The following is a 26,033-nucleotide window of genomic DNA, read 5'->3' on the forward strand; positions in this document are numbered from 1 at the left end:
TCTTCCCACTGCTCCGCCGGCAAGGGCTATGGTCGGGCTCCAAACCACGTCCCAATCATCGAACGCATGGCCCTTTCATGGGCCAAAGCAGGGAAGGGAGAAGCATCATGACCGGTCGGATCGACGCACGCCTGGCGGAGCTGGGCATCGAGTTGCCGCAGGCCGCCGCCCCGGTGGCCGCCTATGTGCCCTACACCCGTTCGGGCAACACCCTCTACATCTCGGGCCAGGTGACGGTCTGGAACGGCGAGCGCAAGTTCGTCGGCAAGGTCGGCCAGGACTTCACGGTGGAGCAGGGCAAGGACGCCGCGCGCCTGTGCGCGCTGAACATCCTGGCCCAGGCCAAGGCCGCGCTGGGCGGCGACCTTGACCGCGTCACCCGCGTGCTGCGGCTGGGCGGATTCGTCAACTCCGGCCCCGACTTCCACGACCATCCGCTGGTCATCAACGGCGCGTCGGAGTTTATGCGCGACGTCTTCGGCGAGGCCGGCCAGCACGCCCGCGCCGCGGTCGGCGCCCCGTCTCTGCCGGGCAATGTCGCGGTCGAGGTCGATGCGATCATCGAGGTGGCCTGACGGCAGCGGCCCGATGGGCGCCGGGGCGGTGGCCAGGACGGCGGCGGTGCCTTGCTGTATCGCGGCATGAAGCCTACCTCCTTGCCATCGTTCAAGGAGACGCAGGCATGCCCGACGGCAACGATGCCATCACCGTCAAGGTTCTGACCGGGATCGACGAGGCGGACCAGCAGGGCTGGGACGCCTGCGCCGGTCCCGGCAACCCGTTCCTTTCCCACGCCTTCCTCCTGGCGCTGGAGGAATCGGGGTCGGCGTGCGGCAAGTCCGGCTGGCAGCCCAGCCATCTCGCCGCCTATGACGGGGCCGGCCGCATGGTGGGCGCGGTGCCTGCCTATCTGAAAAGCCATTCCTACGGCGAGTATGTGTTCGACCACGCCTGGGCCAATGCCTTCGAGCGGGCGGGCGGCAGCTATTACCCGAAGCTGCAGGTGGCGGTTCCCTTCACCCCGGTGCCGGGCCCGCGGCTGCTGGTGGTGCCCGGGCCGCGGTCCGAGGCCGTCGCCGATGCGCTGGTCGCGGCGCTGGAGCAGGTGACGGAGCGCTATGGCGTTTCCTCCGCCCACGTCACCTTCCCGGAGCGGGCCGATTGGGACCGGCTGGGCACGGCCGGGTGGCTGCAACGGCTTGGCGTGCAATACCATTGGCACAACCGCGGCTATGGCAGCTTCGACGAGTTCCTGGAGGCGCTGAACTCCCGCAAGCGCAAGGCGATCCGCAAGGAGCGGCGCGAGGTCGCCGAAAGCAGCGTGCGGCTGCACACCCTGACCGGCGACGACCTGAAGCCGGAGCATTGGGATGCCTTCCACCGCTTCTATCTGGAGACCGCCGACCGCAAATGGGGCGGCGGCTATCTCAACCGCCGCTTCTTCGACCTGCTGGGCCGGACCATGGCCGACCGGGTGGTTCTGGTGATGTGCGAGGATGGCGGGGAGTGGGTGGCCGGCGCGCTGAACCTGCTGGGCGACGATGCGCTGTACGGCCGCAACTGGGGCTCCGACGGGAGCTACCGCTTCCTGCATTTCGAGGCGTGCTATTATCGTGCGCTGGATTTCGCCATCGAGCGCGGGCTGGCGCGGGTCGAGGCCGGTGCACAGGGCGAGCACAAGATCCAGCGCGGCTATCTGCCGGTGCCGACCTACAGCGCGCATTGGATCGCCGACCCTGGCTTCCGCCGTGCGGTGGACCGCTATCTCAAGCAGGAACGTCCGGCGGTGGAGGCGGAGATCGACGCGCTGGACGAGGAACTGTCGCCCTACCGTCGGGAGGGCTGAGGCCTATTCCCAGCCGGCCAGCACCGCCGCGGCATCGCTTTCCCGCAAAGGCGCGCGGGACGGCGGCGGGGCGCCGTCGACCCGCAGTCCCATCAGCGTCTCCACCAGCGGCTCCGGGCCGGCCGAGACGCGCACCTGCCCGCGGGCGGCGATGTGCGGATGGTCGTGGACCTCCGTCAGGTCCGGCAGGGCCTCGAAACAGCAATCGACCGGATCGAGCAGAGCCTTCCAGTCCGCCAGCGTCCGGCCGGCGAACAGCGCCTCCAGCTCGGCCGTCAGGGCGGTCTGGGGCAGGGGATCGTCCTGGCGGGCGATCCAGTCGGGACGGCCGACCGCCTCGCAGAAGCCCTGCCAGAACTTGGCCTCCAGCGCCGACAGGGTGACGAAGCGGCCGTCGGCGGTGCGGTAGATGCGGTAGCAGGCGGCGCCGCCCGACAGCAGCGCCTCGCCGCGCTTCGGCAGGGTGCCGCGCGCCGCCGCGGTCAGGGTCATGCCCTGCCAGCCCAGCACCGACTCCATGATCGACAGGTCGAGGAAACAGCCCTGTCCCGTCCGCTCCCGCCCCAGCAGCGCGCCGGCCACCGCCAGCGCCGTCTGCTGGGCCGAGGCGAAATCGGCGACCGGCAGGTAGCTGATCACCGGCCGGTCCGGCAGTCCGGAGGCGTCCAGCCCACCGCCGACCGCCATGTAGTTCAGGTCGTGCCCGGCCCGCGCCGCATAGGGGCCGTCATAGCCCCAGCCCGACAGGCTGGCATGGACCAGCCGCGGGTTGATCTCCCGCAACCTTTCCCGCCCAAGCCCCAGCTTGTCCATCACGCCCGGCCGGTAGCTTTCGATCAGCGCGTCGGCCTTCGCCAGCAGCCCTTCCAGCGCCGCGCGCCCTTCGGCCGATTTCAGGTCGATGCGGATGACTGTCTTGCCGGCATTCAGCAGCTTGTAGGCGGCGGTGGTGCCGTCGCTGTCGGCGGGGCCGAGCCGGCGCAGCGGGTCGCCCCCCGGCGGCTCCACCTTCACCACCGTGGCGCCCAGGTCGCCGAGAAGCTGTGCCGCATAGGGGCCGGGCAGATATTGCCCGAGGTCGATGACGCGCAGTCCGGTCAGGAAGGGCAGGGGCATGGCGGCGCTCGCTCTTGGTTGCCGATCGGAAAGCACGTGAGGCGGTGCCTTACCCCCCGGTGACGCTCATGTGCCGCCCGACGGCCGGACCCTGGTGGCGGCGGTCGATGATGAAGTCGTGGCCCTTGGGCTTGCGGGTGATCGCCTCGCGCACCGCGTCGATCAGCGGGCCGTCCTCGTCGCTGACGCGCAGCGGCGTGCGCAGGTCGGCGGCGTCCTCCTGGCCGAGGCACATATAGAGCGTGCCGGTGCAGGTCAGCCGCACACGGTTGCAGCTTTCGCAGAAGTTATGGGTCAGCGGGGTGATGAAGCCGACGCGCTGGCCGGTCTCCTCCACCCGGACATAGCGGGCGGGGCCGCCGGTGCGGTGGTCGCTCTCGGTCAGGGTCCAGCGCGTCTGCAACTCGGCCTTCAGCATGGTCAGCGGCCAATACTGGTCGAGCCGGGCACCCTCGCCGATGTCGCCCATCGGCATCACCTCGATGAAGGTCAGGTCGAAGCCCTGCTCGCCGCACCAGGCCACCATGCGGTGGATCTCGTCGTCGTTGACGCCCTTCAGCGCCACCGTGTTGATCTTGATCTTCAGCCCGGCTTCCTTGGCCGCCTGGATGCCGCCCAGGATCTTGTCCAGCTTGCCCCAGCGGGTGATGGCCTGGAACTTGTGCGGATCGAGCGTGTCCAGCGACACATTGATTCGCCGCACGCCGGCCTCATACAGCCCGGCGGCGTGCTTGAACAGCATGGTACCGTTGGTGGTCAGCGTCAGCTCGTCCAGGTCGCCCGACTTGATGTGGCGGCCCAGCGCATGGATCAGCCGCATCACGTCGCGCCGCACCAGCGGTTCGCCGCCGGTCAGCCGCAGCTTGCGCGTGCCCAGCTTGACGAAGGCGCTGCACAGCCGGTCCAGCTCCTCCAGCGTCAGCACCTCCGCCTTCGGCAGGAAGCTCATGTCCTCGGCCATGCAGTAGACGCAGCGAAGGTCGCAGCGGTCGGTCACCGACACGCGCAGATACTCCACCTTGCGGCCGAACGGATCGACCAGCGGAGCGAGGGCGCCTGACGGCGAGGTTTCGGACACGAGCTTGGTCATCGCTGGACTCCAGGGGCGGCCGCTGACGGGCCACCACAGTATATGTTCGTCACACGCACCATGTGCAACGGTGACGGGAGCGTATTCCACATCACGGTATGCCGACTTTGACGGCGATCAAGAGGTCTCGGCGTCACATCAGCTTTTGCCGCACCGCCGCCGGTTGTGCCGCCCGCTCGGCTTCCTCGCGTTCGCGCAGGTCGTCGTCGGTGGTGCGCGGCACCGGCCGCTGACCCAGGGCGAAGGGCTCGTTGCCGCGCTCGAACTGGTCGCGGACGCGGCAGTCCTCGCACATGCGGATGCGGTTGGCGGCCTCCGGCGTGGCGAACATCCAGTGCTTGCCCGCCAGCGTCGTCACGATCTTCTCGATGGAGGATCTGGTGGCGAAGGGCTTGCCGCAGGACACGCAGCAGAAGGGTTCCTCTTCCTTCACCACGGCGGCACCGCGGGCCTGGTCTCGGAAGTCGATCTCCGGCACCAGGGAGATGACCTTCTCCGGGCAGGTGGTCTTGCACAGGCCGCACTGCACGCAGGCGTCCTGGGCGAAGGACAGCATCGGCTTGTCGGCATTGTCGAGCAGCGCCCCGGTCGGGCAGGCCCCGACGCAGGACAGGCACAGCGTGCAGCCTTCGACAGCCACCGAAACCCGGCCGAAGGGCGCGCCCGGCGGCAGCGGCAGAACCTCCACCGGGGCCGGAGCGGTCTTGTGCAGATGGCGCAGCGCCAGCATGGTGACCGTGCGCTTCGGCCCCATCGGCAGGAACATCCCCGCCTCGACCGCGTCGGCCGGCAGGGCCCACAGCTCGTCCGCCACCGCGTCGGGATCGGCGGCGTCGATCACCGCCACCCGGCCGGAGCCGTAGCCGAGGCCGCTGAAGGCGGCCTCCGCCAGCCCGATCTGCGAGGCGAGGCCGGCGGTCTCGCCGTCGTTTTCCGGTCCGGTCAGCAGGCGGACATGGGTGCAGCCATAGGCCAGCGCCAGGGCGAACAGGTCGAAGCCGACCTGCGTCACCTCGTTCAGCGCGAAGGGCAGCACGCGGGCCGGCAGGCCGCGGCCATGCCGCGCCATCATGCCGACCAGCGCATCGCCATGGCGCGGATCGTGGATCAGCAGTGCGGGCGCTGCGCCGCCGGCCTTGCGGTAGGTGGCCAGCAGCGTGCGCAGCCTCTCATAGACGGTCGCGGCCGGCGGCAGGGCGTAGGTCGCAGCACCGGTCGGGCAGACTGCGGCGCAGGATCCGCAACCGGCGCAGACATGCGGGTCGATGGCGACATGGTCGCCGTTCGGCGTGATCGCCCCGGTCGGGCAGACATCGAGGCAGCGGGTGCAGCCGGTCTTGCGGCTGCGCGAATGGGCGCAGAGATCGGCCTTGAAGTCGACGAAGCGCGGCTTCTCGAACTCGCCGACCAGATCGGCGATGTCCAGCAGCGCCTTGGCGACCTGTGCCGGGCTGTTGGGATCGGGCCGCAGATAGCCGTCGCGGCGCTTGTGGTCGGGGAACAGCGGCGTGCCGCCGGTCAAATCGAGGATCAGGTCGCAGCGGGCCGACGCCCCCTGCCGCACCGGCTCGAACCCCAGCGCACCGCGGGAGGAGGGCAGGGCCGGGGCGTAGTCGTCCACCACGATCTCGAAGGCGCCGACCCAGCCGCGGGCGCTGCGGATGCGGCCGCGGAAGATCGCCGCGTCCATCACCGGCGGCGGCGGGATGTCCTTGGCACTGGTCAGCAGAACGGTGACGTCCAGCCGCTTGGCCAGTTCCCGGCCGGCCTCGATGGCGCGCTCGTCGTTGCCATAGACCAGGCAGGTGCCCTGGGAGGTCAGGGTCAGCGCACCGGTGGCCGGGATCGGCAGGGCAGCCTCGGCCAGCAGGCCCGCGATCTTCGGCAGCGCCTGGGCACCCTCGTCCGACCAGCCGGCGCGCTCGCGGATGTTGGTGAAGGTCAGGGAGGTGTCGGGCGCCACCTCCGCCGCGATCTCGGCAAACAGCGGTGCTTCCTGGGTGCAGGCGACCAGCAGCGGCTGGCCGGCGGCGACCGCCGCCTCGAAACGGTCAAGCTGCGCCCGGCAGAGCTGGGTGTGCACGGTGGGGGTGCCGCCGTCGCCGCAAGCCTTGCCCAGCGCCGTCCCGTCCAGCGCGATGCTGTGCGCACAATCGCAGACGAGCACCGTCCGTTCGCCGATCTTCATCGTCCCCAAAACTCCTGTCGCTTGGGGCTGACGCCCCTGGCCTGAGGACACTCATATGGGGGAATGCGGGGCGATGGGAATGGGAATCTTGTCAGGGGCGATCCGGACAAACGCTGGCTGGACGGTTCCCGCGACCCTTCCGGACGGCAGGATCGCAGGAACCCGCCGCTCCTTACGCCCCCGGTTCGTTGGCGTTCGGGAAGAACAGCTGCTCGCCGTTGATCTGGTAGTCGGCGATGGCCTTCTGCCCTTCGGCGGAGACCAGCCAGTCGACGAAGGCCTGGCCGTCGGCCGCCTTGACGTGGGCGAACTTGGCCGGGTTGACCAGCATCACGCCATACTGGTTGAACAGGCGCTTGTCGCCCTCGACCAGAACCGTCAGCGGGCCGCGGTTCTTGAAGTTCAGCCAGGTTCCGCGGTCGGTCAGGGCATAGCCGTTCATCGCGGCGGCGGTGTTCAGCGTCGGCCCCATGCCCTGGCCGATGGAGCGGTACCAGCCGCCATCCGCCTTCGCCGGGTCGAGGTTGGCGGTCTTCCACAAGGACAGTTCGGCCTTGTGCGTGCCGCTGTCGTCGCCGCGCGACACGAAGGGCGCCTTGGCCCCGGCGATCTTCGACAGGGACTGGGCGACGTCCCTGCTGCCCTTGACGCCGGCCGGGTCGCTGGACGGGCCGACGATGACGAAGTCGTTGTACATCACCGGCCTGCGCACGGTGGCGAAGCCCTCTGCGACGAACTTGTCCTCCGACGGCTTGTGGTGGACGAACAGCACGTCGGCGTCGCCGCGCTTGGCGAGGTCGATGGCTTGGCCGGTTCCCTTGGCGACGACCCGCACCTCGATGCCGGTCTTGGCGGTGAATTTAGGCAGGAGCGAGCCGAACAGGCCGGAATCCTCGGTCGAGGTGGTGGAGGCCACGGTGATGAAGCGGTCGGCGGCCGATGCTGCCGACGGGGTGGCGACCTGGACCAGACCGGCCACGGTCACGGCGGCGGCAAAGCCCAGCACGAATGAACGGCGCAGCATTCTTACAATTCCCCCCGCATCGTTGTTGCTTCGCTGACATAGCGCAGTCTGGACGCGGGTGCAAAGGCTCGGCCGATCTTTTCCAATCCAGGGCAGGGCCTCAGGCCGGTCGGGCCGCCGTCTCCTTCAGCAGCGATGCGGTGAGGTTCACCGCCAGCGACAGGGTCATCAGCACCAATCCCAGCCCCAGCGCCATCGGCAGGTCGCCCTTGCTGGTCTCCAGCGCGATGGCGGTGGTCATGACGCGGGTGACCTGCTCGATGTTGCCGCCGACGATCATCACTGCCCCGACCTCCGCCGAGGCGCGGCCGAAACCGGCCAGCACGGTGGTGACGAGGCTCCAGCGCGCCTCCGCCAGCAGGGTGGTCAGGCGCCTCAAGGGGCTCGCTCCGGTGACGCGCAGCAAATCGTCATATTCGACCAGCAGATCCTCCACCGTCTGGCGGGCGAGCGACGCGACGATGGGCACGATCATCACCGTCTGGGCGACGATCATCGCCGTCGGCGTGAACAGCAGCCCCAGCACCCCGAACGGGCCGGAGCGCGACAGCAGCAGATAGACCACCAGACCGACCACCACCGGCGGCAGCCCCATCATGGTGTTCAGCGCGACGGCGACGGCGCGGCGGCCGGGAAAGTTGAGCGCCGCGACGGCGGCCCCCAGCGGCAGGCCGATCAGCGTGGCGATGGCGACGGCGGACAGGCTGACCCGCAAGGACAGGCCGATGATCCGCATCAGTGCGTCGTCCATCGACAGGATCATGGAAAAAGCCACGGCCAGGGCTTGGGAAAAATCCTGCATGAAGTCCAAATCACTGTTCGAATCATTTCGGCGAGGGCTTGTCCGACGGACGCCGCTCGCCCACACTCGCGCGCATGAGCCCGACCATGAGCCTGAAGACCTTCACCATAGCGCCGGACCCGGCGAATCCCAAGCTGACCGAGCGTGTCCGCGGCCTGGACCAGGACGGCCGCGGGATCGAGACCGCCGTGACGGTCGAGCGGCCGCTGACCCTGTACCTGAACGGCCAGGAGATCGTCACCATGATGACGATCGGCGACTATCCCGACTGTCTGGCCGTCGGCTATCTGCTGAACCAGAACATGCTGCGGCGCGACGACCGCATCACCGGCATCGACGTGGACGAGGAGACCGACACCGTCGTCGTCCGCACCGAGCGCGCGACCGATTACGAGTCCAAGCTGAAGAAGAAGACGCTGACCTCCGGCTGCGCCCAGGGCACGGCCTTCGGCGACGTGATGGAGACCTTCGAGGCTGTCAGCCTGCCGGCCGATGTGCGTCTCCGCACCTCGTGGATCTATGCGCTGTCCAAGCAGATCAACCTGCAGCCCAGCCTCTATCTGGAGGCTGGCGCCATCCATGGCAGCGTGCTGTGCCAGGAGGACCGGCCGCTGGTCTACATGGAGGATGTCGGCCGGCACAATGCGGTGGACAAGGTTGCCGGCTACATGCACCTGAACGGCATTTCCGCTTCGGACAAGATTTTCTACACCACCGGCCGCCTGACCTCCGAGATGGTAATCAAGACGGTGCAGATGGGCATTCCGATCCTGGTCTCCCGCTCCGGCTTCACCGCCTGGGGCGTGCAGCTGGCGCGGCAGGCCAACCTGACGCTGGTCGGCCGGGCCAAAGGCAGGCGTTTCATCGCGCTGGCCGGCACCGACCGGCTGGTGTTCGACACCGATGCCGCGGGAGCCGACGATGAGGATCGCCGGCATGGACGCAAGGGAAGCCGCGATGACGACTAACTCAACCCATCCCGACATTGGCGGCGTTCTGCTGGCCGGTGGCCTGTCGCGCCGGATGGGCGGCGGCGACAAGTGCCTGCGCCCGCTGGGCGACCGCAGCATCCTGGAGCGCATCGTCGCCACCGTCCGGCCGCAGGTCGGGCCGCTGGTGCTGAACGCCAACGGCGACCCGGCGCGCTTCGCCCATCTCCATTTGCCGGTCGCCGCCGATGTGGTGGAGGGTTATGCCGGCCCGCTCGCCGGGGTGCTGACCGGCATGGAGTGGATGCGCGGCACCGCCCCCGGCATCGCCTGGGTCGCCAGCTTCGCCACCGACGCGCCCTTCATCCCGCGCGATCTCGTCACCCGCATGGTGGCGGCGCTGGAGCATGAGGGCGCCGACCTCGCCTGTGCCCGGTCGGGCGGGCAGGACCATCCGGTCTTCGGGCTGTGGCCGATCCGTCTGGCCGGCGACCTGCGCCGGGCCATGGTGGAGGAGGGCATGCGCAAGGTCGATGCCTGGACCACCCGCTACCAGCTGGCCGTCGCCGACTTTGCCATCGATCCTGTGGATCCCTTCTTCAACACCAACCGGCCGGAGGATCTGGCCGAGGCGGAACGCCTGCTGGCGTCGGGACATGCGTCATGACGGACAAGCCCCTCACCCAAGCCCTGGAACGCATCGAGACCATGCCGCTGGGCATCGTGGTGGAGCGCCGCCGCGGCGTCACCGCCTGGGCCGATTGGAGCTGGCGCCCGGTTTCGGTCATCCCCGGCGCCGGCCCGGTCGAGCCGCCCGGCCGCCTGCTGATGGAGGGGGAGGGCTGGAGCCACAGCCACGCCGCCACCCTGACGCTGGAACTGTTCCGCACCGACACCGAGGGCTACCGCCTGAACCTGTCGCAGGACCCGCCGCGCCTGTGGGTGGTGATGCGTCCCGGCGGAGACGGAGAGGAACTGGTGCCCTTCACGGTCACGGCGTCGGCCCATGAAGGGGAGGGGTACCAGATCGGGGCCGATGTGGTGGAGACGGTGCCGATGCCGTCGGAGGTGATCGCGCTGGTCCGCGACTTCGTCGAGCAGCACCATGTCGACGTCCCCTTCCACAAGCGCGAGCGCAAGCGCCACTTCGAGAAGGAGGAGGGGCGGCGGTGAGCGACGAAGCCTTCCTGTCGCGCTGGTCGCGCCTGAAACGCACGGCGGTCAGGCCGGAGCCGGCCCCGGTGGAGGTGCCGCCGGCCGTTGTTCCGCCGGTGGAGGAGGATGCGGAGCTTCCCGTTGCCCTATCGGAGGACGGCGCGGCCGGCACCGTCCAGCCGGACGCCGAGGCCGACGATCCGCTGAAGGATCTGCCGCCGGTCGAGGACCTGACCGGCGAGTCCGACTTCACCCCCTTCCTGCGGGCCGAGGTGCCGGAGGATCTGCACCGCCAGGCCATGCGCAAGCTGTGGACCTCCGACCCGATCTACGCCAACGACGACGGGTTGAAGGACTACGCCGACGACTATGCCAGCCTGTTCACCGGCGGGGTGCCGGTGAAGACCCTCTACCGCGTCGGCAAGGGCTTCCTCGACACGCTGGACGAGGAGGCGGAGGGCGTCCTTGAGGCTCCGCCCGCGACTGACGCCGAGGTTGCCGAGGTAAGCGACACCCCCACTCCCCCACCGCCAATCCCCTCTCCCCCCCGGGGAGAGGGTTAGGTCCTGTCTGACGAGCCTATTGACGTTGTGGTTTAGAGCCCAAGGTCAGTTTGATGGCTTACGATGCGACAGGGCTGCGACGCTACGAACTGAGCGATGCGCAGTGGGATCGGATCGCGGATTTGATGCCGCGGTCGAATCCGCGAGGTGGCGGTGTGTGGCGGGATCACCGTCAAGTGGTTGATGGGCTGATGTGGAAGCTGAACACCGGCGCCCAATGGCGGGACATTCCCGAACGCTACGGCCCCTGGCAGACGATCTACGAACGCTTTGTGCGATGGCGTTGCGACGGGCTGTTCGAGCGGATCCTCGACCGGCTGCGCTTGCAGCTTGATGCGGATGGTCGGATCGATGTGGACCTCTGGTGCATCGACGGCACCAGCATCCGGGCCAGTCGCTCGGCGGCTGGGGGCGGAAAAAGGGGGGCTCGGACGAGCCGGCCGACCACGCACTCGGCCGCTCCCGCGGGGGCTTCGGGACCAAAATCCATTTGGTGACCGATGGCAACGGCCTGCCGCTGGCCGCCGTGCTGAGCGCAGGTCAGCTTCAGGAAATCTCCTTCGCCGTCGCCGCCTTGGAGGCGGTCAGCTTGCCCACCCGCCGAGGGCGCCGACGCACCAAGCCTCGAAAGCTGGCTGGCGACAAGGGCTACAGCGCCAATCGCTTTCGTCAGTACCTGCGACGCCGCCACATCGAACCGGTCATTGCCATGCGCAAGGACGAACGCAGGCGAACCCACCGCGGCAGGCCGCCTCGGTTCGATCGGGAGGCATACCGGCGACGAAACGTCGTCGAGCGTGGCATCGGATGGCTCAAAGGATGCCGATCCGTTGGGTCGTGTCCCGAGGCGTGGTGTAGGAGCCGGGGCGCTCATCTGGTCTCCGGCAGTTCTGGCCGGGACGGTCACGCGGCCGCAGCGGGCAACGTGAGGGCAAGATCATCGCGCAGCGGGGCGATGGTTTCCAGGGTCATGTAACGCGCCCGCTGCACCGCCCATTCGTCGTTCTGTTCGAGCAGGATGGCACCGATCAACCGGGTGATCGCCGCCTCGTTGGGAAAGATGCCGACCACCTCGGTGCGCCGCTTGATCTCGCCGTTCAGGCGTTCCAGTGGGTTCGTGCTGTGGATCTTGGCGCGGTGCTCCTTGGGGAAGGTCATGAAGGCCAGCACGTCGTCCTCGGCCTCGTCGAGCAGGGCGGCCAGCTTCGGCAGCTTGGGGCGGACCTGATCGGCGACTTGGCGCCACTGCGCCTTGGCGGCGCCGGCGTCGTCCTGGGCAAACGCCGTGGCAATGAAGGCCGACACCACGCGCCGGCCGCTCCGGCCGGCATGCGCCAGCACGTTGCGCATGAAATGCACCCGACAGCGCTGCCACGTGGCGCGGAACACCTTGGACACGGCGGCCTTGATGCCCTCGTGGGCGTCGGAGATCACCAGCTTCACGCCGGCCAAGCCGCGGCGCTTGAGCTTACGCAGGAAGTCGATCCAGAAGGTCTCCGCCTCCGAGGCGCCGATGTCCATGCCCAGCACCTCGCGCCGGCCATCGGTGTTCACCGCCACCGCGATGGTGACGGCGACCGAGACGATGCGGCCATTCTGGCGGACCTTCACATAGGTGGCGTCAATCCACAGGTACGGCCAGTCGCCTTCGATGGGGCGCTCCAGGAAGGTCTTCACCCGCTCGTCGATCTCTTCGCACAGCCGGCTGACCTGGCTCTTGGAGATGCCGCCCATGCCGAGCGCCTTGACCAGGTCGTCCACCGAGCGCGTCGAGATGCCGTGCACGTAGGCTTCCTGGATCACCGCGGTCAGCGCCTTCTCGGCCATCCGGCGCGGCTCCAGGAAACCGGGGAAGTACGAACCCTTGCGCAGTTTTGGGATGCGCAGCTCGACGGTGCCGGCGCGGGTTTCCCAGTCGCGCTCGCGGTAGCCGTTGCGCTGGACCAGCCGCTCGGCGGAGCGCTCGCCGTGGGCAGCACCAGTCAGGCCCTGCACCTCCAACTCCATCAGCCGCTCGGCCGCGAAACCGATCATCTCGCGCAGAACGTCGGCGTCAGGGCTCTTCTCCAGCAGCGCGCGAAGCGCCATCATCTCGTCGGTCATCGTGGTCATCCTTCGGTCGGGTTGAGGTGTGGTGACCAGACTCTACCGAAGATCCACGATGACCGCCCCGCTGTGGGGAACCGGCCCGCCTACGCCAGCCATGTGAAGGCGCTTCGGCGGGCCGCTTACCCACAGTTCCTACACCACGCTCTGGGACGTGACCGATCCGTTGCCACGCGACATGACAAGCTTGCCGTCAACTACATGACCTTCATCAGGCTCGCCATGATCCAGCGATGCCTGCGCGTCAGTAGGCCGTCAGACAGGACCTAGGGTGAGGGGGACGCACGGCGAGGCCCTCTCAATCCGCGCACAGCTTCCATCACCCGCTTCATCCGCCCCACGCATCCCCCTCTCCCCCGGGGGGAGGGGGCTTGCCCCGACCGCCAATCTCCCTCGCAAATTCACTCCCGGAATGCGACGGATCGTCGCGCCGGCACAGACCCCCTCAAAACAAAGGGGCGCTCTGTTGCCGCAAGCATAGCGCCTCGACAAAGATTTATTTGTTTCCACTTCCGGGCGCGTCCTTGGTTGACAAAAGGATAGGTTCAGTCCTTCTATTGTCAGTCTGTGGATTGCTAAGCCACTGTAAGGCAACAGCTTTTCGCAGGTGCATCAAAAGGGGTGCAAGGGTCGGTTCCAGGAACGGCGCGCGGTAGGACCGCGGACGCCGACGCCCCTGTCTTGCGTTTCCGGGAGGAGTTTGCGGCACGTGTCCAGCGCCGTCGATCACATCGTCCCCCCCGCGGTGGCGGAGGAAGAGCTGTTCCGCGCGCAGGTCTATGCCCTGCTGGCGCGCCTGCTCGCGCGTGCGCCCGATGCGGCGTTCCTGACCGCGCTGGGCGGGCTGGCGGGAGAGGGCGGCGAGTTCGGCGCGGCCCTCGACCGTCTGGCCGAAGCGGCACGCGACAGTGACCCGGCGGCGGTGGAGGAAGAGTTCACCACCCTCTTCATCGGCGTCGGCGGCAGCGAGCGCACCCCCTACGGATCCTTCTACCTGACCGGTTTCCTGAACGAGAAGCCTTTGGCGGAGCTGCGCGTCGCCATGGCGCGGCTGGGCATCGCGCGGGCCGACGGCGTGACGGAGCCGGAAGACCACATCGCCGCCCTGTGCGAGATGATGGCCGGCCTGATCGGCGGCGAGTTCGCGCCGGAGGACGGCGACACCGTCGGTCTCGACGGGCAGCGGGCCTTTTTCGACCGTCACGTCGGCTCCTGGGCCGGGCGGTTCTTTGCGGATTTGGAGACCTCGCCGTCGGCCCGCTTCTATCGGGCGGTCGGTGCGGTCGGACGGAGTTTTCTGGCGGTCGAGGCGCGCGCCTTCGACCTTGCGGCGTAAAGGTGAGGAGCGAAGCCATGACGCGGAACGCGGTCAAAGCCACGGATGAAGCAGTCAAACAGGGCAAGGATACGCAGGGCACGGACAAGGGTCTCGCCCGGCGCGACCTGTTCCGCGCCGCCGGGCTCGGTGTCGGCGCGCTGGGCGCCGTCGCGGCCGGCGTGACCGCCACCGGCGGAACGGCCGAGGCCGCGCCGGCAGAGACGACCTCCACGGGCTACCGCGAGACCGACCATGTCCGGAAGGTCTACGAAGTCAGCCGCTTCTAAGAGGAACGCCCCGATGCTCATCAAGAAAAGCTCGGCCACCTCCGGCGGCCGCCATCTCGCCCGTACCCTGACCCAGACGCTGGCCACCGCCACCGGCGTAACCGTCGACCGCCGCGCCTTCCTGCGCACGTCCGGCATCGCCGCCGGCGGTGCCGCGCTGGCCTCCGCCATGCCCTTCGGCATGGTGAAGAAAGCCGATGCCGCCACCGCTGCGGCTGTCGCCGGTGCGCCGGTCAAGCAGGTCAAGTCGGTCTGCACCCACTGCTCGGTCGGCTGCACCGTGGTGGCCGAGGTGCAGAACGGCGTCTGGATCGGGCAGGAGCCCGGTTTCGACAGCCCGATCAACCTCGGTTCGCACTGCGCCAAGGGCGCCTCGGTGCGCGAGCATGCCCATGGCGAGCGCCGCCTGCGCTATCCGATGAAGATGGTCGACGGCAAGTGGACCCGGATCAGCTGGGACCAGGCCATCGAGGAGGTCGGTTCCAAGCTGCTGGCGATCCGCGAGCAGTCCGGCCCGGATTCGGTGTTCTGGCTCGGCTCGGCCAAGCACAGCAACGAGCAGGCCTATCTGTTCCGCAAGTTCGCCGCACTCTGGGGCACCAACAACGTTGACCATCAGGCGCGCATCTGCCACTCCACCACCGTGGCCGGCGTGGCGAACGTCTGGGGCTACGGCGCCATGACGAACAGCTACAACGACATCCAGAAGTCGAAGGCGCTGTTCTTCATCGGCTCGAATGCCGCCGAGGCGCACCCCGTCGCCATGATGCATGTGCTGAAGGCGAAGGAGCAGAACGCCGCCCCGCTGATCGTCGCCGATCCGCGCTTCACCCGCACCGCCGCCCACGCCAACGAATATATCCGCTTCCGTCCCGGCACCGACGTGGCGCTGGTCTGGGGCATCCTCTGGCACGTCCTCCAGAACGGCTGGGAGGACAAGGACTACATCGCCAAGCGCGTCTACGGCTTCGACGACATCCGCGCCGAGGTCGCCAAATGGACTCCGGAAGAGGTGGAGCGCGTCACCGGCGTTCCGGGTTCGCAGCTGCACCGCGTCGCCCGCACGCTGGCCTCCAACCGTCCGGGCACGCTGGTCTGGTGCATGGGCGGCACCCAGCACCACATCGGCAACAACAACACCCGCGCCTATTGCGTGCTTCAGCTGGCGCTGGGCAATGTCGGCGTGTCGGGGGGCGGCACCAACATCTTCCGCGGCCACGACAACGTCCAGGGTGCGACCGACTTCGGCGTCACCTCGGACAGCCTGCCCGGCTATTACGGCCTGGCCGAGGGCGCGTGGCGCCACTGGGCGCGCGTCTGGGATCTTCCGTACGACAGCATCCTGAAGCGCTTCGGCTCCAAGGCGCTGATGGAGAGCACCGGCATCCCGGTGTCGCGCTGGTTCGACGGCGTGCTGGAGGCCAAGGAGAATCTGGACCAGCCGAACCCGGTCAAGGGAATGGTCTTCTGGGGCCATGCGCCGAACAGCCAGGTCCGTCTGCCCGACATGAAGAAGGCGATGGAGAAGCTGGAGCTGCTGGTCGTCGTCGATCCCTACCCGACGATGACGGCGGTGCTGCCCGACCGCAAGGACAACTTCTACCTGCTGCCGGCGGCGACCCAGTTCGAGACCTCCGGCTCCGCCACCGCGTCGAACCGCTCGGTCCAGTGGCGCGACAAGATCATGGAGCCGCTGTTCGAATCGAAGACCGACCACGAGATCATGTATCTCTTCGCCAAGAAGTTCGGCTTCGCGGCGGATCTGGTCAAGAATGTGAAGGTCAACGGCAACGAGCCGTCGGTCGAGGACATCACCCGCGAATGGAACCGCGGCATGTGGTCGGTCGGCTACACCGGCCAGTCGCCGGAGCGCCTCAAGCTGCACATGCAGCATCAGGGCACCTTCGACAAGACGACGCTGCGCGCCGTCGGCGGCCCGTGCGACGGCGATTATTTCGGCCTGCCCTGGCCGTGCTGGGGCACGCCGGAGATGAAGCATCCGGGCTCCGCCAACCTCTATGACACCTCGCTGCCGGTGGCAGAGGGCGGCGGCGCCTTCCGCGCCCGCTTCGGCGTCGAGCGCAACGGCGTGACGCTGCTGGCCGAGGGCTCCTATCCGGAAGGGTCGGAGATCAAGGACGGCTATCCGGAAGTCACCATGGCGATGCTCCAGAAGCTGGGCTTCGACGCGGACCTGACGCCGGAGGAACTGGCGGTCATCCAGAAGATCGGCGGCGACAAGATCGGTGCGGTGTCCTGGACCACCGACCTGTCCGGCGGCATCCAGCGCGTGGCGATCAAGCACGGGCTGAACCCGCCGGGCAACGCCAAGGCCCGCTGCGTCGCCTGGAACTTCCCGGACCCGGTTCCGATCCACCGCGAGCCGCTCTACACCCCGCGCCGCGATCTGGTCGCCAGCTATCCGACCTACAAGGACACCAAGTCCTGGCGCGTCCCGACGCTCTACAAGTCCATCCAGGACCGCGACGTGTCGAAGGAATACCCGATCATCCTCACCTCCGGCCGTCTGGTCGAGTATGAGGGCGGCGGCGACGAGACACGCTCCAACCCCTGGCTGGCCGAGCTGCAGCAGGACATGTTCGTCGAGATCAACCCGTTCGACGCCAACAATGCCGGCGTCAAGGACGGCCAGCTGGTCTGGGTCGAAGGCCCGGAAAAGGGCAAGGTGAAGGTCAAGGCGATGGTGACCGAGCGTGTCGGCCGCGGCGTCGCCTTCATGCCCTTCCATTTCGGCGGCGTGTATCAGGGGCAGGACCTGCGCTCCAAATACCCGGCCGGTGCCGACCCGATCGTGCTGGGCGAGGCCGCCAACACAGCGACCACCTACGGCTACGATTCGGTGACGCAGATGCAGGAAACCAAGACCACCCTTTGCCGCATCCAGGCGGCCTGACGCGCAGGAGTTTGAACCATGGCCCGGATGAAATTCCTGTGCGACGCCGAGCGCTGCATCGAGTGCAACGCCTGCGTCACCGCCTGCAAGAACGAGCACGAGATTCCCTGGGGCATCAACCGCCGCCGTGTCGTGACCATCAACGACGGCAAGCCGGGGGAGCGGACGATCTCGGTCGCCTGCATGCATTGCTCCGACGCGCCCTGCAAGGCGGTCTGCCCGGTCGACTGCTTCTATCAGACCGACGAAGGCGTGGTCCTGCACAACAAGGATCTGTGCATCGGCTGCGGCTATTGCTTCTACGCCTGCCCGTTCGGCGCGCCTCAGTACCCGCAGGCCGGCAACTTCGGCACCCGCGGCAAGATGGACAAGTGCACCTTCTGCTCCGGCGGTCCCGAGCCGGACAATTCGGAGGCCGAGTTCAAGAAGTACGGCCGCAACCGTTTGGCCGAGGGCAAGCTGCCGCTCTGCGCCGAGATGTGCTCGACCAAGGCGCTGCTGGCCGGCGATGCCGACAAGGTGTCGGACATCTACCGCGAGCGTGTCGCCGCCCGCGGCTTCGGTTCCGGCGCCTGGGGCTGGAGCGCCGCCTACCAGACCAAGTCGGGTCAGGAGCGCGGCCAGCCCGGCGGTTCGCTGTTCCAGGGCACCGGCGGTCCGACTGGCGGCCTGCCTGTGCAGAAGCAGGGGCTGTGACGGTGACCGTCATCCGGGCCGCTGTGCTGGCGTTCGGCGCCGTCGTCCTGCTGGCCGGCTGCCGGGAGGACGGAGCGCCGCGCCCGGTCCATCTGGACAAGGGCGTCTATCAGGGCGCGGCCGACACGCCGCTGACCGCCGAACAGGTGCGGGCGCTGCAACAGCGCACCGCCTTTCAGGGTGTGCGATAGGGAGCGTCCGATGGAAGGTCATCGCATGAAGACGGCTGTCGCCGCTCTGCTGCTCGGGGTCGGTCTTGCCGGCGGTCTCGCACTGCCGGCCGCCGCCCAGTCCAGCGTCCGCATCGGCGGACCGGCGGCGGAGCAGCAGGTCGACCGCGACGGGCCGATGGTGCCGACCCAGATCCCGGGCCAGAGCCGCGGCGACAGCTGGCACGCCATCCGCCTGGGCGAGCAGGGCAGCGTCTCCATTCCCAACAAGCAGGCCGGCGTGCTGATCCAGTCGGAGGGCGAGGCGTGGCGCGCGGTGCGCAATGGTCCGCTCAGCCAGTATGGGTCCTGGGTGCTTGGCGGCATCCTGGCCCTGCTGGCTCTGTTCTTCCTGGTCCGCGGCCGCATCCGCATCGACGGCGAGAAGACCGGCCGCACCATCCAGCGCTTCAACGCCTTCGAGCGCGGCGTGCATTGGATGACCGCCGGCAGCTTCGTTGTGCTCGCGATTTCCGGGCTGAACCTGCTGTACGGTCGGCACACGCTGCTGCCGCTGATCGGGCCGGAGCCCTTCGCGGCGCTCAGCCATTACGGCAAGCTGGCGCACAATTTCTTAGGATTCGCCTTCATCCTGGGGGTGGCGCTGATCTTCGTGATGTGGGCGCACCACAACATCCCGTCGCGCCATGACCTGACTTGGTTCCTGAAGGCGGGCGGCCTGTTCTCCAAGGGCGTCCACCCGCCGGCGCACAAGTTCAACGGCGGCCAGAAGGTCATCTTCTGGTCCACCGTGGTCGGCGGTGCGGCGCTGGGCTTCACCGGCGTGCAGCTGATCTTCCCCTTCAGCTTCGCTACGCTGGAGGAGATGCAGCTCTACCAACTGGCCCATGCCGCGATTGCCGTGATCATGATCGCCATCATCCTGGCGCACATCTACATCGGCTCCATCGGCATGGAAGGCGCCTTCGACGCCATGGGCGACGGGCAGGTCGAACTGCAATGGGCGCGGGAGCACCATTCCCTGTGGGTCGAGGACGTGACCGGCGAGAAGGTGCGCCACGCCCATCGCCACGGGACGCCGGCGGAGTAGGGCAGGGGCGGGGGGATGCGTCCGACCTGTCCCTCCGCTCCCCCTTGACCCTGCCTGCACTCCATGGCCCCTTGGGCGCTCCCGCCATTCCGGATGCGCCCGCCATGACCAGCAACCTTTCCCACCGTCAGGCCGTCATCGACGGCTGCCTCGCCATGAACCGGCTGGGCATCAACCAGGGCATGTCGGGCAACCTGTCGCACCGGATCGACGGTGGCTTCCTGGTCACGCCGACCAGCATGCCCTATGAGACGATGACTCCGGCCGACGTCGTCGAGATGGGCTTCGACGGCACTTACCTCGGCGGCCGCCGGCCCTCGTCGGAGTGGCGCATCCACCGCGACATCCTGCGGGCGCGGCCGGACGTGACGGTCGTCCTCCACGCCCATCCGGCCTTCGCCACCGCGCTTGCGGTGCATGGCCGCAGCATCCCGTCCTTCCATTACATGGTGGCGCTGGCCGGCGGCGATTCGATCCGCTGCGCCCCTTACGCCACCTTCGGCACGCAGGAGCTGTCGGATCATGCCCTGGCGGCGCTGGAGGGGCGGCTTGCCTGCCTGCTGGCCAATCACGGCATGATCGTGCTGGGAAACAGCGTGGCGGGAGCCCTGGCGCTCGCGGTCGAGGTCGAGACGCTGGCCCGCCAGTATCTGTACGCCCAGCAGTTCGGCGAGCCGGTGATCCTGCCGCCCGACGAGATCGCGCGGGTGGCGGAGAAGATGCGGCGGATGAAATACGGCCAGCCCATCGACGACAACGACGCGCCCGAGGACACGGCGCGCCCGCGTATCTGACCAGTTGCTCCGATCCTTCGGCCTTATGGGCCGATCTGCGTCATCGAGGTGCTGGTGGCCAGATGCCCGGCCGGCTTGAGTGCCGCGACCCGCAGCAGCGGCTTGGCATTGCCGACCGCCTCGACCTGGAGCGGGCGCTCCTCGGCCGGCGGTTCATAGACGGCGGGCAGGGCGATGGCGATGCGGGTGCCCTGCCCGGGCTCGCTCGCCACCTCGATGTCGCCGCCCAGCATGGCGGTGTAGTGTCCGACCAGCGTCAGTCCCAGCCCGGCGCCGCGCGGCTTGCCCTGGCCGCGGGTCGCCACTGCTCCATTGCCGGCGCCCTGGACGAAGGGTTGGAACAGCCTGCCGGTCTGCGCGGTCGCGAAACCGCGGCCGGTGTCGGCGACGGTGAAGCGGTACCAGCGGGCGCCGTCGCGCTCCATCCGCTCGGCCGACAGGGTGACGGTGCCGTCCTGGGTGAACTTGCAGGCGTTGTCCAGCAGGTTCAGCAGGGTCTGCCGCACCTTGGTGAAATCCGAATGCATCTGGCCGAGCGCGGCTGGCGCCGACAGGTCCAGTGCATTGCCGTAGAGGTCGGCGGCCGGCATCGACCGCTCGCGCGCCTCGGTCAGCAGCCGGTTGACGTCGAAATCCTGCAGGCAGACATCCATCGCCCCGGCTTCGACCTTGGCATAGTCGAGGATGGCGTCGACCAAACCGGTCAGCTGCTCGCCGGTCCACTGGATGTGCTCGACGTCGGTCGCCAGCTCGTCGACACCCAGCCGGTGCAGGTCGGTCATCAGCGCTTGGCTGGCATTGACGATCTCGGTCAGCGGACCGTGCAGCTCATGGCCCATGTTGACGAGGAAATTGCTCTTGGCCCGGCTGGCGGCATCGGCCATCGCCTTTTCGCGTAGCAGGCGGGTGTGCTCGATCTCCGCCTCGCGGCGCTCGCGCTCGGTGTCCTCGGCGGTGCCGCGCAGGGCTTCCACCGCGCGGGCCATGGTGGCGATCTCGTCCTGCCCGGTCAGCGCCGGCAGCGTCAGGTCGGTGCGGCCGGCGGCCAGCGCCGTCACCGCCGTCGCCATCGTCCTCACCGGACCGGCGACGCTGCGCTGGACCAGCCACAGCGCGGCGATGCCGGCCAGCAGGACCAGCCCGCCGATCCACAGCGCGACGCTGGTGTAGCCCGACAGGCCGCTGGTCAGCGATCCGCGCAGCGCCTGGGTGCCGGCCTCCGCCCGGCGGCGGATCTCGCCCAGATTGGCGGCGATGCCGGCGGCGTTGGCGGCCATCGCCTCGGCGCGAAGATTGTCCTCTTCAACCACCGAGCCTTCGATGGCGGACAGCACGCCGCCCGCCTTCGCCAGCAGGGCGGTGACCTCGTCGATCGACTGCTTGGTGCCGGGAACCCAGAGGTAGCGGTTCATCTCCGCCAGCCGGTCGCGGGCGGCGGTAAGCTGGGTCCGCATCGCCTCCGCATCCTGCGGATCGCGGCGGTCGACGTAGCGGGTCAGATGCTCCTGCATCAGCAGGGTGGCGATGGCGGCATCGCTGGCGAGAGCGGTCGAATCGACGCCGCCGGCATTCTTGAGCTGGTCCAGCTTGCGGCGGGTTTCCGCGACCAGCGGTTCCAGAACGCCGGTCATCTGGCCGTTGCGGTCGCTGCGCAGCGCAATCAGCTTCTGCACCGCCGCCCAGTAATCCTCCAGCGCGGCGCGGGCCTTGTCGATGCCCTGGCGGTCCGCGGTTTCGACCACGGTCTTGGACAGGGCGTCGAGCCGGTCGCGCAGCGTGTCGTGCCGCCAGGAGGCGTCGAGAAGACTCTGGTCGTCGCCGTAAGTCAGATGGTCGCGCACCGCGACTTCCAAGTCGCGCAGGCTGACGTCGGCGTCGGCCGCCACCTGCGACAGGTCGGCACGGCCGGAAAAGGCACCGATGTCGCGCGACACCGCGTAGAACCAGCCGAGCCCAACCAGGGCCAGCAGGACCACCAGCCCGAGGGCGATGCCGAAGCCAGCGCCCACCCGCGCCGACACGGTCATGTCGAGGAATCGGGTCCGGCGGCCGCTCCGGGACAGAATGCCGTTCCGCTTCACACCGACTCCCGCTCGCGCTGTGCCTGACGATTTCCGCATCCGACCGGCCACAACCATTGAGACGATGATTGAGCGGGCCGGTCGCCACGCGCGCGGATTGTAGCTTGGCTATCCCCCCAGGCAAACAGACAAGTGTGCGACGGAGTACCGCCAAAGGTCAGGCGGCATCGGCCTCTGCGTCGGCTTAGGCGTCGGCTTCCCCGCCGGTGAAGGCGTAGGCGTGCATGCCCAGGCTGCCATGTTCGAAGCCGGTATGCAGCCGTTCGGTCTTCGGCCGCGGCCCGGCGGCGCCCAGGGCCACCGGCAGCGGCAGGAAATGCTCGTCGGTCGGGTGGGCGCGGCGGGCGTCGGGGCTGGCGTCCAGCCAATTGCCAACGGCATCGGCGTCGCCGGCCTCGAGCGTCCGGTCCAGCCAGCCGGCGAAGCCGGTGGCCCAGGGGGCGGCACCGGTGCCGCCGAAGCGGAATTCCCGCAGATTGTGCACCGCACCGCCGCTGGCGAGGATCAGGACGCCGTCACGCCGCAGCGGCTCCAGCAGGCGGCCGAGCGCGATGTGGTCGGCGGCGCTGCGGTAGGGCATCACCGACAGCTGAGCCACAGGGATGTCGGCCTCCGGATACATCAGCATCAGCGGCACCCAGGCACCATGGTCGAGCCCCTGCGACGGGTCGACCGCGGCCCCGGTCATCCCCGCCACCCGGCCGGCCAGCGCCGGAGCGCCGGGAGCGGCGTAGCGCATGCGGTAAAGCTCGTCCGGGAAGCCGTAGAAATCGTGGATGGTCTCCGGCGCCGTCGCCCCGCTGACCGCCGGAACCCGGGTGGTCCAGTGGGCCGACACCGCCAGGATGGCGCTCGGCCGGCCGAGCTTGCGGCCCAGCCCGGCGAGGAAGTCGCGGCCGGCGCTGGTCTCAAGGATCAGCGTGGGCGCGCCGTGGGACACGAAGACGGAGGGGAAGGGGGCGGTGTCGGACATCGGTGAACGGAACTCCGGCCGGGCGATGGGAGAGGGCGTTGGCGAAGGGCGGAACCGTTCCATTCGACCAAAGAAAAACCCCGGCGCCAAGGCCGGGGTTTTTCCAAAGTCCGTTGCTCGCGCCGCAACAATCGTTGCGATGGAACTGGGCAGGCTTACCGATCAGTGCAGGTGCTTCGGCAACTCGCCGATCGACTGCTCGATCAGCTTGTCGGCCTGGGCCGGGGACAGGCCGCCGGCCAGGACGCGCTTGCTGGCGCCGATGGCGACGTCGACCGTCAGGTTGCGGACCTCGGCCAGCGCCGCGGCTTCCGCCTGGGCGATGCGGTCCATGGCCTGGGCCTCGCGACGCTTCAGCGACGCCTCCAGGTCGGAACCGGCCTGGGACTGCAGACGGGCGGCTTCCTCACGGGCGTGGGCCAGAACGGCCTCCGCTTCCTTCTTGGCGTCGGCCAGACGGCTCTGGTAGCCGTTCAGCAGGGCTTGGGCGTCCTTGTGGAGACGCTCGGCCTCGTCCAGTTCGGAACGGATGCGCTCGGCGCGGCCGTCCAGCGCGGTGCCAATGGCGGCGGACGCCTTCTTCCAGACCAGGGCCACGAAGATGACGAAGGCGACGAAGACCCAAAATTCAGGTGCGTTCATCCCCGGCGCTCCTCAAGCACGGCCGCGACGGCGGCGTCCGCCTGGGCCTGATCGACGTCGACGCCGGCCAGACGGCCGGTGATGTCGCGGACGATGCCGGTCGAACTCGGCGCGGATGTTGGCCAGGGCCTGTTCCTTCGCCGCGGCGATGGAGGCCTCGGCGGTGCGCAGGCGTTCGGCGATGTCGGCGTTCAACTGGGCCTGACGGGCCTGGTTGTTCGCCTCGATCCCGGCGGCGGCCTGGGCGATGACGCCCTGGGCCTCGGCGCGGGCGCCGGCGAGGGACTTCTCGACCTGGGCCAGGATGGCCTCGGCCTCTTCCTTCAGCTGGGCGGCCTTCGCCAGATCGCGCGAGATGCGCTCCTGACGCGCTTCCAGAACCTCGGCCACGCGCGGGAGCGCCTTCTTGGACATGAGGTAGTAGAGAACGCCGAAGGTCAGAGCCAGCCAGAAGATCTGGGTCGGGAAATTGGCGGGATTGAGCTGCGGCAGGCCGCCGGAAGCGTGCTCGCCGCCGTGCGCCGCGTTCGGAGCGTGCTCCGCCGCGGCCGCCAGGACGGTGCCGGCCATCGTGGTGAGGGTAGCGAGCGAAGCGCCCGCCACGCCCGACCAGCGGGCCAGCCGGCCTTTGGCCAACAGGTTCGGCATGATCGGTCCCCCTAGGCAAAGGAGCGGCGCCGAAACTTCGATGAAGAAGCCCGGCGCCGCGTCAGAGCTGTTTTTTTGAAAGCCGCTCTGGCCTTAGGCGAACAGGATCAGGAAGGCGATCAGCAGGGCGAACAGCGCGACGGCTTCCGTCAGCGCGAAGCCCAGAATGCCGATCGGGAAGACCTTCGGCTGGACGGCCGGGTTGCGGGCGATCGAGCCGATCAGCGTCGAGAAGATGTTGCCGATACCCAGGCCGACACCGGCGAGGGCGATAACGGCAAGACCGGCACCGATGAACTTGGCGGCTTGAGGATCCATAGTACTCTCTTCCTCTAGGTAAGGGTGAACTTGTTGGAACTGTTGGTGGACTCAGGTCCGACGACTGTCAGGCGCTGCTTAGTGCAGTTCCAGGGCGTCGCGGATGTACAGGCAGGTCAGGATCGAGAAGACGTAGGCTTGCAGGAAAGCCACCAGGAACTCGAAACCGGTCAGGGCGACGTTGATCGCCAGCGGGATGAGGCCGGTGACGAAACCCAGCGCGCCGAGACCGCTGATCATCATAACCGTGAAGCCGGCAAAGACCTTCAGCATCGTGTGACCGGCCATCATGTTGGCGAACAGTCGGATCGAGAGGCTGACGGGGCGCATCACGTAGGAGATCACCTCGATCGGGATGAGGATCGGGGCGAGCGCGATCGGAGCGCCATGCGGCATGAAGAAGGAGAAGAAGTGCAGGCCGTGCTTCAGCAGGGCCAGGATGGTCACGAACACGAACACCGTCGCCGCCAGCGCGAAGGTCACGATGATGTGGCTGGTGAAGGTGAAGGTGTACGGGATCATGCCGATCATGTTGCCGATCAGCACGAACATGAAGATCGAGAACACGAACGGGAAATAGGGCTTGGCGTCGTGGCCGGCGTTGTCGCGCACCAGGTTCGCGACGAACTCGTAGAACATCTCGGCCAGCGACTGCAGGCGGCCCGGAACCATCGACTTGTTCGCCACGCCCATGACCAGCAGGGCGTAGATCGCCGCCACGGCCACGACCATGAAGAAGGCCGAGTTCGTGAAGGACACGTCGTAGCCGCCGAGCACGATCTGGAACAACGGGTTGATTTGGAACTGGTGCAGCGGATCCAAGGTCGTCCTCGCTCAGTGTGCGTCGCCGTCTTGGCGCTCGTTGTCGTCCCCAGGGGGCCGGCGGTAGCCGGCGGCGATGCCGAAGCCGGTGACGGCCCGGTAGACGTTCAGCACTCCCGCCGCAGCCCCCAGGAAGAACATGACGATCAGTCCCCAGGGCGCGGTGCCGAGCCAGCGATCGAGCAGAAGCCCGCCGCCGACGCCGACGATCATGGCGGCAACCAACTCCGTCCCGATGCGCCAGGCGGTGCCGAGAGCGCCCTGCGGCGGACGGTGGTATTTACTACCGGGTCCGCCCGACCAGCCGCGCTGTCCCTCACGCGCCTTCCGCAACCGGGCTTCGAGGTCATCCAAGGGATCGGGGGGCGATTTGTCGGTCATTCCGCCTCTCAATCACGCTTGGCTCGCAGCCATGCGAAAGCGGCGAGACCATACGGGCGGGGCGTTACCCTGTCAAGTCG

Annotated in this window: 26 protein-coding genes and 1 pseudogene; 14 read left to right on the top strand and 13 right to left on the bottom strand. The window is 68.3% G+C overall.

The annotated features are described in order from the left end of the window. Nucleotides 1-107 precede the first annotated feature (107 nt). Nucleotides 108-575, top strand: a complete 468-nt coding sequence (locus ACWPN8_RS05445; protein WP_492240121.1) for a RidA family protein — start codon at nt 108-110, stop codon at nt 573-575. Nucleotides 576-682: 107 nt separating this feature from the next. Then, nucleotides 683-1,846, top strand: a complete 1,164-nt coding sequence (locus tag ACWPN8_RS05450) for a GNAT family N-acetyltransferase (protein WP_109450577.1) — start codon at nt 683-685, stop codon at nt 1,844-1,846. Nucleotides 1,847-1,849: 3 nt separating this feature from the next. Here the strand turns inward: ACWPN8_RS05450 and ACWPN8_RS05455 are convergent, their stop codons facing one another. The 5 genes from ACWPN8_RS05455 to ACWPN8_RS05475 all read right to left on the bottom strand — a co-directional run bounded on the left by ACWPN8_RS05455 (nt 1,850) and on the right by ACWPN8_RS05475 (nt 8,066). After that, nucleotides 1,850-2,962, bottom strand: a complete 1,113-nt coding sequence (locus ACWPN8_RS05455) for a CaiB/BaiF CoA transferase family protein (protein ID WP_492240122.1) — start codon at nt 2,960-2,962, stop codon at nt 1,850-1,852. A gap of 49 nt (nt 2,963-3,011) precedes the next feature. Further along, nucleotides 3,012-4,052: a GTP 3',8-cyclase MoaA gene (gene moaA, locus ACWPN8_RS05460; protein ID WP_109450573.1), complete on the bottom strand. Its 1,041-nt coding sequence runs from the start codon at nt 4,050-4,052 to the stop codon at nt 3,012-3,014. Nucleotides 4,053-4,185: 133 nt separating this feature from the next. After that, the gene (locus ACWPN8_RS05465) at nt 4,186-6,240 is read right to left on the bottom strand and encodes a 4Fe-4S dicluster domain-containing protein (protein WP_492240123.1); all 2,055 of its coding nucleotides are present in this window, start codon (nt 6,238-6,240) and stop codon (nt 4,186-4,188) included. Between the two features lie 172 nt (nt 6,241-6,412). Then, nucleotides 6,413-7,264, bottom strand: coding sequence for an ABC transporter substrate-binding protein (locus ACWPN8_RS05470; protein ID WP_492240124.1), 852 nt, complete (start codon nt 7,262-7,264; stop codon nt 6,413-6,415). A 100-nt stretch (nt 7,265-7,364) separates the two neighbouring features. Next, nucleotides 7,365-8,066: an ABC transporter permease gene (locus ACWPN8_RS05475; RefSeq protein WP_492240125.1), complete on the bottom strand. Its 702-nt coding sequence runs from the start codon at nt 8,064-8,066 to the stop codon at nt 7,365-7,367. Between the two features lie 86 nt (nt 8,067-8,152). On the opposite strand from ACWPN8_RS05475, the gene fdhD reads away from it, so the two are divergent. From fdhD to ACWPN8_RS05500, 5 genes and pseudogenes are all read left to right on the top strand, one after another. Next, nucleotides 8,153-9,034: a formate dehydrogenase accessory sulfurtransferase FdhD gene (fdhD, locus tag ACWPN8_RS05480; RefSeq protein ID WP_109453151.1), complete on the top strand. Its 882-nt coding sequence runs from the start codon at nt 8,153-8,155 to the stop codon at nt 9,032-9,034. Beyond that, the gene (gene mobA / locus ACWPN8_RS05485) at nt 9,024-9,662 is read left to right on the top strand and encodes a molybdenum cofactor guanylyltransferase MobA (RefSeq protein ID WP_492240126.1); all 639 of its coding nucleotides are present in this window, start codon (nt 9,024-9,026) and stop codon (nt 9,660-9,662) included. The genes fdhD and mobA overlap by 11 nt, the downstream gene beginning before the upstream one ends. Next, on the top strand, nt 9,659-10,168 hold the full coding sequence (locus ACWPN8_RS05490; RefSeq protein WP_492240127.1) for a DUF3305 domain-containing protein: 510 nt from the start codon (nt 9,659-9,661) through the stop codon (nt 10,166-10,168). Before mobA ends, ACWPN8_RS05490 begins: the two co-directional genes overlap by 4 nt. Beyond that, nucleotides 10,165-10,713: a DUF3306 domain-containing protein gene (locus tag ACWPN8_RS05495; RefSeq protein ID WP_492240128.1), complete on the top strand. Its 549-nt coding sequence runs from the start codon at nt 10,165-10,167 to the stop codon at nt 10,711-10,713. Before ACWPN8_RS05490 ends, ACWPN8_RS05495 begins: the two co-directional genes overlap by 4 nt. A 53-nt stretch (nt 10,714-10,766) precedes the next feature. Then, nucleotides 10,767-11,689: pseudogene (locus ACWPN8_RS05500) on the top strand (IS5 family transposase). On the opposite strand, the gene ACWPN8_RS05505 reads toward ACWPN8_RS05500, so the two are convergent. Further along, on the bottom strand, nt 11,617-12,816 hold the full coding sequence (locus ACWPN8_RS05505; RefSeq protein ID WP_492240129.1) for an IS256 family transposase: 1,200 nt from the start codon (nt 12,814-12,816) through the stop codon (nt 11,617-11,619). The pseudogene ACWPN8_RS05500 and the gene ACWPN8_RS05505 overlap by 73 nt on opposite strands. Nucleotides 12,817-13,528: 712 nt before the next feature. Between ACWPN8_RS05505 and ACWPN8_RS05510 the strand changes: the two genes are divergently transcribed. From ACWPN8_RS05510 to ACWPN8_RS05540, 7 genes are all read left to right on the top strand, one after another. After that, nucleotides 13,529-14,155, top strand: a complete 627-nt coding sequence (locus ACWPN8_RS05510; RefSeq protein WP_492240130.1) for a TorD/DmsD family molecular chaperone — start codon at nt 13,529-13,531, stop codon at nt 14,153-14,155. 17 nt (nt 14,156-14,172) lie between these two features. Next, nucleotides 14,173-14,424 carry a formate dehydrogenase gene (locus ACWPN8_RS05515; protein ID WP_247873215.1) on the top strand — a complete coding sequence of 84 codons (252 nt, stop codon included), beginning with the start codon at nt 14,173-14,175 and terminating at the stop codon, nt 14,422-14,424. A 13-nt stretch (nt 14,425-14,437) separates the two neighbouring features. Further along, nucleotides 14,438-17,338: a formate dehydrogenase subunit alpha gene (locus tag ACWPN8_RS05520; RefSeq protein ID WP_109450558.1), complete on the top strand. Its 2,901-nt coding sequence runs from the start codon at nt 14,438-14,440 to the stop codon at nt 17,336-17,338. A gap of 18 nt (nt 17,339-17,356) precedes the next feature. Next, the gene (gene fdh3B / locus ACWPN8_RS05525) at nt 17,357-18,034 is read left to right on the top strand and encodes a formate dehydrogenase FDH3 subunit beta (protein WP_492240132.1); all 678 of its coding nucleotides are present in this window, start codon (nt 17,357-17,359) and stop codon (nt 18,032-18,034) included. Nucleotides 18,035-18,036: 2 nt separating this feature from the next. Beyond that, nucleotides 18,037-18,225, top strand: coding sequence for a hypothetical protein (locus tag ACWPN8_RS05530; RefSeq protein WP_492240133.1), 189 nt, complete (start codon nt 18,037-18,039; stop codon nt 18,223-18,225). Between the two features lie 25 nt (nt 18,226-18,250). Beyond that, the gene (locus ACWPN8_RS05535; RefSeq protein WP_492240134.1) at nt 18,251-19,294 is read left to right on the top strand and encodes a formate dehydrogenase subunit gamma; all 1,044 of its coding nucleotides are present in this window, start codon (nt 18,251-18,253) and stop codon (nt 19,292-19,294) included. Nucleotides 19,295-19,398: 104 nt separating this feature from the next. After that, nucleotides 19,399-20,088 carry a class II aldolase/adducin family protein gene (locus ACWPN8_RS05540; protein ID WP_492240135.1) on the top strand — a complete coding sequence of 230 codons (690 nt, stop codon included), beginning with the start codon at nt 19,399-19,401 and terminating at the stop codon, nt 20,086-20,088. A 23-nt stretch (nt 20,089-20,111) separates the two neighbouring features. Here the strand turns inward: ACWPN8_RS05540 and ACWPN8_RS05545 are convergent, their stop codons facing one another. From ACWPN8_RS05545 to ACWPN8_RS05575, 7 genes are all read right to left on the bottom strand, one after another. Further along, entirely contained in the window at nt 20,112-22,115 is a 2,004-nt protein-coding gene (locus tag ACWPN8_RS05545) for a sensor histidine kinase (RefSeq protein ID WP_492240137.1), read from the bottom strand. A gap of 238 nt (nt 22,116-22,353) precedes the next feature. Then, complete coding sequence (locus ACWPN8_RS05550; RefSeq protein ID WP_492240138.1) at nt 22,354-23,142, bottom strand: DODA-type extradiol aromatic ring-opening family dioxygenase; 789 nt, start codon at nt 23,140-23,142, stop codon at nt 22,354-22,356. A 162-nt stretch (nt 23,143-23,304) separates the two neighbouring features. After that, nucleotides 23,305-23,784 carry a F0F1 ATP synthase subunit B family protein gene (locus ACWPN8_RS05555; protein WP_109450543.1) on the bottom strand — a complete coding sequence of 160 codons (480 nt, stop codon included), beginning with the start codon at nt 23,782-23,784 and terminating at the stop codon, nt 23,305-23,307. Nucleotides 23,785-23,796: 12 nt separating this feature from the next. Then, nucleotides 23,797-24,432 carry a F0F1 ATP synthase subunit B family protein gene (locus ACWPN8_RS05560; protein WP_492240139.1) on the bottom strand — a complete coding sequence of 212 codons (636 nt, stop codon included), beginning with the start codon at nt 24,430-24,432 and terminating at the stop codon, nt 23,797-23,799. 93 nt (nt 24,433-24,525) lie between these two features. After that, nucleotides 24,526-24,750 (bottom strand): ATP synthase subunit C family protein, encoded by a 225-nt coding sequence (locus ACWPN8_RS05565; RefSeq protein ID WP_012973363.1) that lies wholly within the window; start codon nt 24,748-24,750, stop codon nt 24,526-24,528. Nucleotides 24,751-24,828: 78 nt separating this feature from the next. Then, nucleotides 24,829-25,572, bottom strand: a complete 744-nt coding sequence (locus ACWPN8_RS05570; protein ID WP_098740366.1) for a F0F1 ATP synthase subunit A — start codon at nt 25,570-25,572, stop codon at nt 24,829-24,831. Between the two features lie 12 nt (nt 25,573-25,584). Further along, nucleotides 25,585-25,953, bottom strand: a complete 369-nt coding sequence (locus ACWPN8_RS05575; RefSeq protein ID WP_098740365.1) for an AtpZ/AtpI family protein — start codon at nt 25,951-25,953, stop codon at nt 25,585-25,587. Nucleotides 25,954-26,033: the final 80 nt, after the last annotated feature.

Source organism: Azospirillum sp. UENF 112521, from assembly GCF_058780665.1.